Here is an 11,332-nt window from a genome sequence, read left to right as displayed (position 1 = left end):
CCATAACATCAGTCTCCTGACCCAGAAGATGGCTGGGTAGCAACTTGGGTTATACTAGGCCTGGCTAAGCGATCCCGGTTCCTATGCAGCGCCCCCCCCTTACCGAAGCCCAGGAAGATTACCTAAAGAACCTCCTTCTCTTGGAGCTCGAAGGCCAAGCCCCGGTTTCCACCCAAGCCTTGGCAAGCCGGATGGGGGTTCGCCCCCCATCGGCTACCGAAATGCTCAAGAAGCTCGCCCTTCTAGGTCTGGTAGAACACCAGCCTTACCAAGGAGCAAGCCTGACCCTTGCTGGGCGGAGAGTAGCCCTCGAGGTCCTGCGCCACCACCGGCTCCTCGAGGCCTACCTCCACCAGGCCCTGGGCTACGGCTGGGAGGAGGTTCACGAGGAAGCGGAGCGGCTAGAGCACGTGATCAGCGAGGCCTTTGAGGCCCGCATCGCCGAGCTCTTGGGCCACCCCCCCTTTGACCCCCACGGGGACCCCATCCCCACCCAGGACCTCGCCTTGCCGGAAGCGCCCGCCACACCCTTGACCGAGGCCCCGCTCGGGGAGGCGCGGGTGGTGCGGGCCCTGGTCCAAGACCCGGGGACGCTCCACCTCCTGGCCCGGCTCGGGCTTACCCCCGGGGCCCGCCTCCGGGTCCTGGAGCGCCAAAACGGCGTGCGGGTGGCCCTGGGGAACAAGGTCTTTCTCCTACCCCCCGACCTCGCCGCCGCCGTGGGGGTGGAGGCGGGCGGGGATGATTGACCTGCGGAGCAACACCCTAAAGGGCCCGGTAGACCTGGGTGCGGAAGGCGTGCTGGAGCCTGGCCCCCAGGCGGGAATGGAGGGCCCTCGAGGGCTCCAAAACGGAAAGCAGGTTGGGGGCCTGGCTCATGTAGAGGGCGCTTAGGCCCAAGGAGGGGTCCACGAAGAAGTAGGTGCCGCCAAACCCCGCCCAGTTGAACTCCCCCGGGCTTCCCGGGGAAAGGCCCGCCCCCAGGCGGACCGCCACCCCCAGCCCAAACCCGTACCCGGGGCCCGGGAGGTACTCGGGGCCCCGCTTCAGGCCCTCGGGGTAGAGGGGGCCCAGGTGGTCCTCGGCCATGAGCCGGGCCAGGCGCGGGTGGAGGAGGCCTTTCCCCGTGCGCAAGGCCTCCAGGAAGCGCAGGTAATCGGAAGCGGTGCTCACCCCGCCCATCCCCCCGGCGTAGCGGGGGGGCGGGGCCTCCACGGGGATGAGGGCGATGCGCCGGCCCGTCTCCGGGTCCTTGGGGAAGGGCTTGGCGAGGCGAACGGGGTCCTTGGCCTGGAAGCCCGAATCCCGCATGCCCAAAGGCGCAAAGACCCTCTCCTCAAGCAGGTCCGCCAGGCTTTTCCCCGTGGCGGCCTCGAGGAGGTGGCCCAGCACGTCCGTGGAAAGCCCGTACTCAAAAGCCTCCCCCGGTTGGAAGCGGAGGGGCAAAGCGGCAAGCCGCTCCAAAAAGGCCTCCCGGCTTAGGTCAAACCGGTCCACGCCGGCCTCGAGGTAAAGCCTTTTCACGGGGGAGGCGAAGAAGACCCCGTAGGTGAAGCCGGCGGTATGGCGCAAAAGCTCGTAGACGGTGACGGGGGCCCGCAGGGGCTCCTCCCGCACCTCGCCGCCCACCTCCCGCCCCACCCGCAAGGCCCCAAACCCAGGCAGGTACTTCTCCACGGGGTCCAGAAGGCTTAGAGCGCCCTCCTCCACCAGGGAGAGGGCCAGGGCGGAAACCCAGGGCTTGGTCATGGAGTAGACCCTGAAAAGGGCGTCTTCCCGCATGGGCAGGCCCCTCTCCGGGTCCAGAAAGCCGTAGGTCCCCTGGAAGACCACCTCCCCCTCCCGGGCCACCAGGACCACCGCCCCGGGCAGGAAGCCCTCCTCCGTCATACGGCGGAAAAGCCCATCCAGTCCGCTAAAATCCATGCCTCACCACCCCTCGGGAATGGGCCTTTTGGGACTTAGAAGCAGCCAAAGGCCTAGGAGGAGAAAGCCCACGGGCAGAAGCCACTTGAAGAAAACCCCCATAAGGCTTAGCGCCACCCCCAACCCCAAGGCCAAAAGGGCCAAGGGCAAGGCCAAGGCGACAAGCAAAAGCGCTAAGGGAACGAACAAGAAGGCAAGGAGGAAGGCCACCAAGGGGCCAAGGAAAAGCCAAGCCAACACCAAGCCCACCAGGAGCAAAAGCCAACCCAAAGCCCGCATGCCCCAAGCTTACCCCTAGGCTAGGCGGGCGCCGCCCCGATGGTCCTTCCCCCGTCCACGAAGAGCACCTGGCCGGTGATGAAGCTAGACTCGTCGGAAACCAGGAAAAGCGCCGCATAGGCCACCTCCATGGGGCTCCCCGCCCGCCCCAAGGGCGTGGCCTGGATGGCCTTCTCCCGCACCTTCTCCGGCACCTTGGCCGTCATCCGCGTTTCGATAAACCCCGGGGCCAAGGCGTTCACCCGGATCCCGTACCGGCCAAGCTCCAGGGCCAAGGTGCGCGTGAGCCCCACCACCCCCGCCTTGGAGGCCGCATAGTTCGCCTGCCCCAGGTTCCCCAGGTACACCCGGCTCGCCGTGAGCACGATGCTCCCCGGGTTCCGCTCCCGCATGGCCTCCGAGGCCGCTTTGGCCACCAGGAAGCTCCCCGTGAGGTTCACCCTAAGCACCAGCTCCCAGTCCTCCAGGGGCATCTTCCAGTGGAAGTTGTCCCGGGTGATGCCGGCGTAGTGCACCACCCCGTCCAGGCGGCCAAACCGGGCCAGGGCCTCCCCGAAGCCCCGCTCCACGGAGGCGGGGTCGGCCACGTCCATGACGAGGGGCATGGCCCCCGTGGCGGAGGCCGCCTCCTCCAGGGGGCCTTCCTCTATGTCCGCCGCCACCAGCCTCGCCCCTTCCCGGGCGAAGAGCTCCAGGGTAGCCCGGCCGATCCCGTGGGCCGCCCCGGTGATGAGAACCACCTTGTCCTTGAGCCGCACGGCACACCTCCCCACGACCGAACGGTCGGTAAGGCCACCCTACCCCTTTTCCGCCCCCTCCGTCAAGCACCAGGCGTAGTAGGGGGTTTCCACGAAGGGGGGCGGTCCTCCCAGGTAGACCCGGAGGCCCGGCAGGACGAGGGTATCGCCCTCCCACTCAAAGGCCAAGGGATCCACGGGAAGGGGGTAGTGGAGCACCCCCTGCCGGGGAAGGGAAAGCCGAAGCCAATCCCGCGGGTAAAGCCGCCCCACCAGGAGGTAGCGGGCCCATCGGGGGCCGCTTTCCGTGTAGAAAAGGGCTTCCCTTCCCAGGTCTAGGAGGAGGACCCCGCCCCGCACGTACAGCCTGGCCCTATCCGTCCAGATAGACATGGGGCCTTCCCTCCAAAAGGGCCACCCGCACCCGGGGCCCGTAAAGCCCCCGGAGAAGGGGTTCTGCCAACACGGCCCCGGGCGGCCCCTCCGCAAGGAGGCGCCCATCCCGCAAGACCGCCACCCGGTGGGCCAAGGCCGCCTGGTTGGGGTCGTGTAGGACCGAGAGCACCCCCACCCCCCGCTCCGCCAGGCCCCTAAGGAGGGCCACCACCTCGGCCTGGTGGGCCAGGTCCAGGTAGGTGGTGGGCTCGTCCAGGAGGAGGTACCGGGGCCTCGCCGCCAGGGCGCGGGCCAGGAGGACCCGCTGCCGCTCGCCCCCGGAAAGGGTCCCGAGAAGCCGCCCCTTTAGGTGGGCCGCCCCCGCCACCTCCAGGGCCCAGGCCACCGCCTCCCGGTCCTCCTCTCCTTCCCTACCCCATAATCCAAGGTGGGGAAGCCTCCCGAGGCGCACCACTTCCTCCACCAAGAGCCCCTCCGGGTATGGCCCCCCTTGGGGCAGGTAGGCGAGGCGTTGGCCCCGGGCGTAGCTCCCGTAGGCCCTAAGGGGCTTTCCCTCCAGGTACACCGCTCCCCGCTTGGGCCTAAGAAGCCCCGCCATTACCCTAAGCAGGGTGCTCTTGCCGGAGCCGTTGGGCCCGAGGAGGGCCACCCACTCCCCCGGGCGCAAAAGGAGGTCCACCCCCTTCAGGGCAAAAGGCCCCACGATGCCCCTAGCCTCAAGCCCGTCCACGGCGCCTCCAAAGGAGGTAGAGGAAGAAGGGCCCTCCTAAAAGGGTGGTGACCACGCCCACGGGTAGCTCGGCGGGCCGCGTGAGGGTGCGGGCGAGGAGGTCGGCCAGGGCCAGAAGGGCAGCTCCGCCCAGGGCGCTCGCCGGGAGGAGGACCCGGTAGTCCTCCCCCAAAAGGCGCCTCAGGGCGTGCGGGGTGACAAGCCCCACGAAGCCGATGATCCCCGCCTGGGCCACGCTGGCGGCGGTGAGGAGGCTCGCTGCGGCGAGGAGGAGGAGCTTTAGGGTGCTTAGGGGAAGCCCCAGGCTTTGCGCCACCTCCTCCCCCAGTTGCAAGGCATTCAGCACCCGGCCCAGGAGGAGAAGGGGGGGCAGGGCAAGGAGGAGGAAAAGGGCCAGCGCCTTCACCGAGGGCCACCCCAGGAAGGCCAGGTTCCCCAGGGTATAGGCGAAGACTGCCCGCACCCGGTCGGCGTCCTGGAGCATGAGGTAGGTGGTAAGCCCCGTGAGCACGCTCCCCACCACCACCCCCGCCAGGACCAACTCCCCTGTCCTCGCCACCCCGCCGGCGAGGACCAGGGTGAGGAGGGTGGCGAAGAGGGCCCCGAGGAAGCCAAAGAGGGTGGCGGAAAGGGGGAGGCCCTGGAAGACGACGTGCTGGGCGAAGGCGGGGGAAAGCCCCCCAAGGAGGACGGCCAAGAGGGTCACGCCAAAGGCCGCCCCCGAGGCGGCCCCCATGAGGTAGGGGTCGGCCAAAGGGTTGCGGAAAAGCCCCTGGAAGGCAGCCCCCGCCACCCCCAAGGCCGCCCCCACCAGCATCCCCCCGAGGACCCGGGGAAGGCGGAGCTCGGTGACGATGGGGTTGGCCTCGAGGCCCAAAAGGGCCCGCACCACCTCCCCTGGGGGCACCGCCACCGCCCCCAAGGCGAGCCCCAGGACCAAGGCCAAGGCCAAAAGGGCGAGGAGCCAGGCGAAGACGAGGCTTCGCCGGAGGGCAAGGGGCAAGGAGAGGGTCATGGCCTAACGCCCGTGGAAGCAGTCCACGAGTAGCTTCAGGCCCTGGGCCACCCGGGGACCAGGGCGGGAAAGGAGGCTATCCTCGCCCCCGGTAAAGACGCAGATCCTCCCCGTCTGGACCGCCCTCACCCGGTTCCAGCCGGGCCGGCTCTGGATGGTTTCCCGGGCACCCGGGTAGGTGGCCACGATGACCTCGGGGTTCTTCTCCACCACGAATTCGGGGGCGATCTTGGGGAAAAGCCCAAGCTCCTTGGGGACGATGTTCACCCCCCGGGCCTTCTGGATGAGGACCCCGATGAAGCTCTCGGGTCCCACGGTGTAGGGGGTGGGGTCAATCTCGTAGTAAACCCGGGGCCTGGCCTTGGCCTTGGCCGCCCGGACCTCCTCCCCATAAACCTCCCGCTGGATCTGGGCCACCAGCCTCTCCCCCTGGGAGGGAAGCCCCAAGAGCTGGGCCAGGGTGCGCACGGTCTTGAAGATGTCCTCGTAGGTTTCCGTCCGCACCACGAACACGGTAAGCCCCGCCCGCTCTAAGGTTTCGTAAAGCCTCCCGTAGCGGGAAACCAGGACCAGGTCCGGCTTAAGGGAAACGATGAGCTCGGGGTTTGGGTTGTAAAGCCCCCCAGCCTTGGGCAGGCGCTTCACGCTCTCCGGCCAGTCGGAGTAGTCGTCCGTGGCCACCAGGCGGTCGCAAGCCCCGAGGGCGCACACCGTTTCCGTCACCGAGGGCAACATGGAAACGATGCGCTTGGGTGGGGCTTTGAGCGTGACCTGGCGGCCCAGGTCGTCCGTGAGGGTGACGGGAAAGGCGAAGGCCAAGGCCAATAGGACCGAGAAGAACGCCACAAGCTTCCTCATACCCACCTCCCTTTAGACCGCTAGGGCCAGGCGCACCGGGCCCGGGGGAGGTAGGGCAACGCCCCTGCCGAAAGCGGCAGGGGCGGGAAAAGCTCAGGAAGCCCCCAACCCCCCATCCGCGTGAGGTGCCCGCCATGGGGAAAGGCGGACGGCCCTGGCAGGTATTCGGGCTTCCGGCCTGCGAAGAAAGCCCCGTAGCTTGGCCGGTTACCGTTGCGGGACAGCGCCGGACTTGCACCGGACTTCCCCACTTTAAGCCTGGACTACGCGCCCAGGCACCAGGGCAACGGACCTGGCTTTGAGGCCCTAGCGGGCCATGCCCTTAGGCTATGGCGCTTTGCCCCTGCTGACAAGGGCTTGACGAAGAACGGGGAGGGTGGTTTACTTAGTCCTGAGAACGAACTAAAGGGGGTGAGGGTGCGCAAAGGGGACACGCAGGAAATCCGCAGGCTCAACCGCCGCGCCATCCTGGGCCACCTGCGGCGGGGCCCCCTCACCCGGGCTGACCTTTCCCGGCTCACGGGTTTGGCCAAAAGCGCCGTGAGCCGGCTCGTGGACGAGCTCCTCAAGGAAGGGCTTTTGCAAGAAGGGGCGTTCACCTCCCCCCCCTTGGGCCGCCCGGGCACCCTCCTGCACCTCCGCCCGGGGGCGCGTTTCGCCCTGGGCGCCGAAATCGGGGTGGAGGGCACGGTCCTCCTCGCTTTGGACTGGCGGGGCGAGGTGCTTTGGGCGAAGGAGTGGGCCCAGCCCAAGGAGGCGGGGCCCGAGGAACGCTTCCGCCGGCTTCGGGAAGAGGTCTTCCCCCGAGCCGAAGGGGCCTTGGGCCTCGGCTTCACCCTGCCCGGGGTGGTGGTGGGGAACAGGCTCCTCTACGCCCCAAACCTAGGCTGGCGGGACCTGGACCTAACCCCTTACCTGGCCTCCTTTCCCCTTCCCGCCCTAGCGGAGAACGACGCCAAGGCTTCTGCCCTCTCCGAGGTCTTCTTCCACGGGGAAGCCAACCTGGCCTACCTCGTCCTTAGCACCGGCCTCGGGGTAGGGGTGGTTTCGGAAGGCCGCCTCCTCCGAGGGGCCAACGGGGCTGCGGGGGAGGTGGGCCACTGGCTTGGCCCTGGGGAGGCCCCCTGCGCCTGCGGGCGCAAGGGGTGCCTGGAAACCGAGCTCGGCCTTGGGGCCCTCTTGAGGCATTACCAGGCCTTGGGTGGGGAGGCGGAGGATCTCGAGGCCCTCTTGGCGGAGGCCAAGAGGGGCGAAACCCTAGCCCTCCGTTCCCTAGCCCACCTGGGAGAGGCTTTGGGGCGCTTCCTCGCCAACCTGGCCGTGGCCTACGACCCCTCCCGGGTGGTGGTGGGGGGGAAGGCAGCGGAGCTATTCCCCTTCCTGGAAGCCCCCATGCGCCGCGCGCTGGCGGAACACGCCTTCTTGGAAACCCACCGCGCCCTTTCCGTCCAACCCTCCTCCTACGGGCACCTGGCGGCAGCGGTGGGCGGGGCGAGCCTCTTCTTGGCGCGCTTCTTTGAGTTGGGCGGCCTGTGGGCGGAAAGCCCACGTCGCAATGGAGGTAGGTATGAGGAAGTGGCTTTGGGTACTCGGCATGGCTTTGGGGCTTAGCGCCCTGGCCCAGACGGGCAAGCTGGAGATCTTCTCTTGGTGGGCGGGGGACGAGGGGCCGGCCCTCGAGGCCCTCATCCGGCTCTACAAGCAGAAGTACCCGGGCGTGGAGGTCATCAACGCCACGGTCACCGGGGGGGCCGGGGTCAACGCCAAGGCGGTTCTGAAGACCCGGATGCTGGGGGGCGACCCTCCGGACACCTTCCAGGTCCACGCCGGCATGGAGCTCATCGGCACCTGGGTGGTGGCGAACCGCATGGAGGACCTCACCTCCCTCTTCCGCCAGGAGGGCTGGCTCCAGGCCTTCCCCAAGGGGCTCATTGACCTCATCTCCTACAAGGGGGGCATCTGGAGCGTGCCGGTGAACATCCACCGCTCCAACGTCATGTGGTACATCCCGGCGAAGCTAAGGGAGTGGGGGGTGAACCCGCCCAGGACCTGGGCCGAGTTCCTCGCCACCTGCGAAACCCTTAAGCGCAAAGGCCTCCAAGCCCCCTTGGCCCTGGGCGAGAACTGGACGCAGCAGCACCTGTGGGAAAGCGTGGCCCTGGCCATGCTGGGGGCGGACGGCTGGAATAGCCTCTGGAACGGCAAGCTGAAGTTCACCGACCCCAAGGCGGTGGCGGTCTGGGAAACCTTCGGCAAGGTGCTGGACTGCGCCAACAAGGACGCCGCTGGCCTCTCCTGGCAACAGGCGGTGGACCGGGTGGTCCAGGGCCAGGCCGCCTTCAACATCATGGGCGACTGGGCGGCGGGCTACATGGCCACCACCCTGAAGCTCCGCCCCGGCACCGACTTCGCCTGGGCGCCCTCCCCTGGCACCCAGGGGGTCTTCATGATGCTCTCCGACTCCTTCGGCCTGCCCAAGGGGGCCAAGAACCGCCAAAACGCCCTCAACTGGCTTAGGCTCGTGGGCTCCAAGGAGGGGCAGGACACCTTCAACCCCCTCAAGGGCTCCATCGCCGCCCGCCTGGACTCCGACCCCGCCAAGTACAACGCCTACGGCCAGGCGGCCATGCGGGACTGGAAGTCCAACCGCATCGTGGGCTCCTTGGTCCACGGGGCCGTGGCGCCCGAGAGCTTCATGAGCCAGTTCGGCACGGTGATGGAGATCTTCCTCCAGACCAAGAGCCCGCAGGCGGCGGCCAACGCCGCCCAGGCCATCGCCGACCAGGTGGGCCTGGGCCGCTAAGGGCCCTTCTCCCCGTGGGGGCTTGGTCCCCCACGGGGTTTTCCCCGAGGAAACATGCGCGACCGCATCACGGCTTTCCTGGTCCTCCTTCCCTCCTTGGTGGCGGTGGGCATCTTCGTCTACGGCTTCATCGGGCAAAACCTCTACGTCTCCCTGAGCGATTGGGGCAAGAACCCCGCCCAGGCCTTGGCCCAAAGGCCCGAGCTTCACTTCGTGGGCCTCGCCAACTACCAGGAGCTCTTCACCGGCTTTGTGGACGTGCGCTTCCGCCAAAGCGTGGTGAACCTCATCTTCTTCACCCTCTTCTTCATGGCGGGCAGCCTGGGCCTCGGGTTTCTCCTGGCGGTGGCGCTGGACCAAAGCCCCAAGGGGGAAGGCTTTTTCCGCACGGTCTTTCTTTTCCCCATGGCCCTCTCCTTCGTGGTCACGGGGACCATCTGGCGCTGGCTCCTCCAACCCCAAGGCGGGGTGAACGTCCTGCCCACCCTCTTTGGCCTACCCCCTTTGTCCTTCCCCTGGCTCACCACCCGGGAGCAGGTCCTGGTCTTTGACTGGAACCAACTCCCCTTCTACACCGCCCTTGCGGTGGGGCTCATGCTCCTCTACGTGGCCTACCGGGCCCACCGGGAAGGGGAGAGGAAGCGGCGCTTTTTTGCCCTCCTTTCGGGCGGGGTGCTCCTCCTTTGGGCCTTCACCTTGGGACGGGGGGTGCACCTCCTCCCCTACCCCGAACCCCACGGCTTTAGCCTGGCCTTGGTGGGGGTGATTTTGGCGGCGGTGTGGCAGATGTCGGGGTACACCATGGCCCTTTACCTGGCGGGGCTTCGGGGCATCCCGGTGGAGATCCTCGAGGCCGCCAAGGTGGACGGGGCTAGCCCCTGGCAGACCTACCGGTACGTGATCCTCCCCCTGCTTGCCCCCATCACCCTTTCCGCCATGATCGTCCTGGGCCACATCGCCTTGAAGATCTTTGACCTCATCTTCGCCATGGCCGGCCTGGACTACGCCCCCACGGACGTGCCCGCCATCTACATGTACCTCTTGGCCTTCCGGGGCAACCAGTTCGCCAAAGGGGCGGCCATCGGCATCCTCCTCCTCCTTCTCGTGGCCGTGGTGGTCATCCCCTACCTGGCAAGCCAACTCAGAAAGGAGGTGCGGCGCTGATGGGCCGGATCTTCCTCTACGCCTTTCTCCTCCTCATGGCGGGGTTTTTCCTCCTTCCCGTCTACCTGGTGGTTCTCACGGCCCTCAAGGAGCCCGCCAAAATCACCCTGGACACGGTCTGGCAGTGGCCTGACCCCGTGTACTGGGAGAGCTTCCGCATCGCTTGGGAAGCCTTCCGGCCCAAGTTCCAAAACTCCCTGGTCCTGGCCCTCTCCGCCACCCTGCTTTCCGCCATGGTAGGGGCCCTGAACGGCTACGTGCTCGCCAAGTGGCCCTTTCCCGGTTCCAACCTCCTCTTCGCCCTCATGCTCTTCGGCATGTTCATCCCCTACCAGAGCATCCTCATCCCCCTTTTCCAGTTCGTGAAGGCCATTGGGCTCTACGGCTCCCTCCTCGGCCTCATCCTGGTGCACGTGATTTACGGCATCCCCATCGTCACCCTGATTTTCAAAAACTACTACAGCGAAATCCCCGATGAGCTGGTGGAGGCCGCCCGGATAGACGGGGCGGGCTTCTTCGGCGTGTTCCGCCACGTGATCCTGCCCCTTTCCGCCCCTGCCTTCGTGGTGGTGGCCATCTGGCAGTTCACCCAGATCTGGAACGAGTTCCTCTTCGCCGTGACCCTGACCCGGCCGGAAAGCCAACCCATCACCGTGGCCCTGGCGCAGCTCGCCGGGGGGGAGGCGGTGAAGTGGAACCTGCCCATGGCCGGGGCCATCCTGGCCGCCTTGCCCACGCTGCTCGTCTACATCTTCCTGGGCCGGTACTTCCTGCGGGGGCTTTTGGCCGGGTCGGTGAAGGGCTAGGCGGGCTTAAGCCTTTCCAAAAGCCGGGCCGCGGCCTCCTGGGCCTCTTCTATAAAGGCCCGGGGGTCTTGGCCCTTGGCGAGGGCCAGGGCCTCGAGGTAGGCCTCCAGGTACTCCTCGGCGATGAGGGCCATGACGGTGAAGGCCAAGCGGCGCCAGGCGTCCTCCAAGGCCCGGGCCTCCTCCAGGGGGAGGTGCTCCCGGGCCCTTCGCCCCACTTCCTCCACCAGCCAGTTCCACATGGCGGCCATCATGGCGTTGGTCACACCCCGGCGCACGTGAACAAGCCCCACCAAGGCCTGCCAGGCGAAGTACTGGCCATTAAAGGGACCCCTGAGGGTGCGCAGGTACCAGTCCCTTAGGGTCTTCTCCCGGGCGGGCCTCTCCCCTTCGCGGAAGACCCTCCGGGTGGCGGGGTGGCCGAAGAGGGTGTCGTAAAAGCCTTGGACCAGGTCCTCCGTCCAGCCCTCCATGAGGGAGGCATTTCGGGAAAGGATCTTCCCGTCCTCCAGGGGCCGGAAACGGGCCGAGGGCGGGAGCTGGCTCCAGATCTCTTGGGCGATTTGGTAAAAGCGGGCGAGGTTCTTCTCCGTCATCCAGCTAAAGAATACCAAGCCA

At 67.3% G+C, this 11,332-nt stretch carries 13 protein-coding genes and 1 riboswitch; of the genes, 5 read left to right on the top strand and 8 right to left on the bottom strand.

Translation table 11 applies throughout. The features are described 5' to 3' along the window. The first annotated feature begins 83 nt into the window (after positions 1–83). Positions 84–749: a manganese-dependent transcriptional regulator MntR gene (gene mntR, locus L0C60_RS08775; protein WP_234507652.1), complete on the top strand. Its 666-nt coding sequence runs from the start codon at positions 84–86 to the stop codon at positions 747–749. 16 nt (positions 750–765) lie between these two features. On the opposite strand, the gene L0C60_RS08770 is transcribed toward mntR, so the two are convergent. The 7 genes from L0C60_RS08770 to L0C60_RS08740 are packed head-to-tail and all read right to left on the bottom strand — an operon-like array spanning position 766 to position 5,941. After that, on the bottom strand, positions 766–1,926 hold the full coding sequence (locus L0C60_RS08770) for a serine hydrolase domain-containing protein (protein ID WP_234507650.1): 1,161 nt from the start codon (positions 1,924–1,926) through the stop codon (positions 766–768). 3 nt (positions 1,927–1,929) lie between these two features. Next, positions 1,930–2,205, bottom strand: a complete 276-nt coding sequence (locus tag L0C60_RS08765) for a hypothetical protein (protein ID WP_234507648.1) — start codon at positions 2,203–2,205, stop codon at positions 1,930–1,932. 20 nt (positions 2,206–2,225) lie between these two features. Continuing rightward, positions 2,226–2,963, bottom strand: coding sequence for an SDR family oxidoreductase (locus L0C60_RS08760; RefSeq protein ID WP_234507646.1), 738 nt, complete (start codon positions 2,961–2,963; stop codon positions 2,226–2,228). A gap of 39 nt (positions 2,964–3,002) precedes the next feature. Continuing rightward, complete coding sequence (locus tag L0C60_RS08755) at positions 3,003–3,335, bottom strand: hypothetical protein (protein ID WP_234507644.1); 333 nt, start codon at positions 3,333–3,335, stop codon at positions 3,003–3,005. Then, positions 3,316–4,068 carry an ABC transporter ATP-binding protein gene (locus tag L0C60_RS08750; protein ID WP_234507642.1) on the bottom strand — a complete coding sequence of 251 codons (753 nt, stop codon included), beginning with the start codon at positions 4,066–4,068 and terminating at the stop codon, positions 3,316–3,318. The genes L0C60_RS08755 and L0C60_RS08750 overlap by 20 nt, the downstream gene beginning before the upstream one ends. Then, positions 4,055–5,083, bottom strand: a complete 1,029-nt coding sequence (locus L0C60_RS08745) for a FecCD family ABC transporter permease (protein ID WP_234507640.1) — start codon at positions 5,081–5,083, stop codon at positions 4,055–4,057. The genes L0C60_RS08750 and L0C60_RS08745 overlap by 14 nt, the downstream gene beginning before the upstream one ends. A 3-nt stretch (positions 5,084–5,086) precedes the next feature. Further along, positions 5,087–5,941 (bottom strand): ABC transporter substrate-binding protein, encoded by an 855-nt coding sequence (locus L0C60_RS08740; RefSeq protein ID WP_234507638.1) that lies wholly within the window; start codon positions 5,939–5,941, stop codon positions 5,087–5,089. A gap of 139 nt (positions 5,942–6,080) precedes the next feature. Then, a riboswitch (cobalamin riboswitch) is annotated at positions 6,081–6,239 on the bottom strand. Positions 6,240–6,358: 119 nt separating this feature from the next. Here L0C60_RS08740 and L0C60_RS08735 point away from each other — a divergent pair. Genes L0C60_RS08735 through L0C60_RS08720 form a run of 4 tightly spaced genes read left to right on the top strand, consistent with a single transcriptional unit; the run spans position 6,359 to position 10,714 of the window. Further along, the gene (locus L0C60_RS08735; protein ID WP_234507636.1) at positions 6,359–7,552 is read left to right on the top strand and encodes an ROK family transcriptional regulator; all 1,194 of its coding nucleotides are present in this window, start codon (positions 6,359–6,361) and stop codon (positions 7,550–7,552) included. Further along, positions 7,509–8,744, top strand: coding sequence for an ABC transporter substrate-binding protein (locus tag L0C60_RS08730; protein WP_234507634.1), 1,236 nt, complete (start codon positions 7,509–7,511; stop codon positions 8,742–8,744). Before L0C60_RS08735 ends, L0C60_RS08730 begins: the two co-directional genes overlap by 44 nt. Before the next feature lie 54 nt (positions 8,745–8,798). Then, positions 8,799–9,908, top strand: a complete 1,110-nt coding sequence (locus L0C60_RS08725) for a carbohydrate ABC transporter permease (RefSeq protein ID WP_243092678.1) — start codon at positions 8,799–8,801, stop codon at positions 9,906–9,908. Further along, a complete protein-coding gene (locus L0C60_RS08720; protein WP_234507630.1) occupies positions 9,908–10,714 on the top strand; it encodes a carbohydrate ABC transporter permease in 807 nt (268 codons plus the stop codon). The genes L0C60_RS08725 and L0C60_RS08720 overlap by 1 nt, the downstream gene beginning before the upstream one ends. Here L0C60_RS08720 and L0C60_RS08715 read toward each other — a convergent pair. Continuing rightward, a complete protein-coding gene (locus L0C60_RS08715; RefSeq protein WP_234507628.1) occupies positions 10,711–11,310 on the bottom strand; it encodes a protoglobin domain-containing protein in 600 nt (199 codons plus the stop codon). The genes L0C60_RS08720 and L0C60_RS08715 overlap by 4 nt on opposite strands. Positions 11,311–11,332 lie beyond the last annotated feature (22 nt).

The organism is Thermus hydrothermalis (assembly GCF_022760925.1).
Lineage (GTDB): Bacteria > Deinococcota > Deinococci > Deinococcales > Thermaceae > Thermus > Thermus hydrothermalis.
Note: the sequence above shows the minus strand (reverse complement) of the source record. Positions and strands in the feature narration are given on the sequence as shown.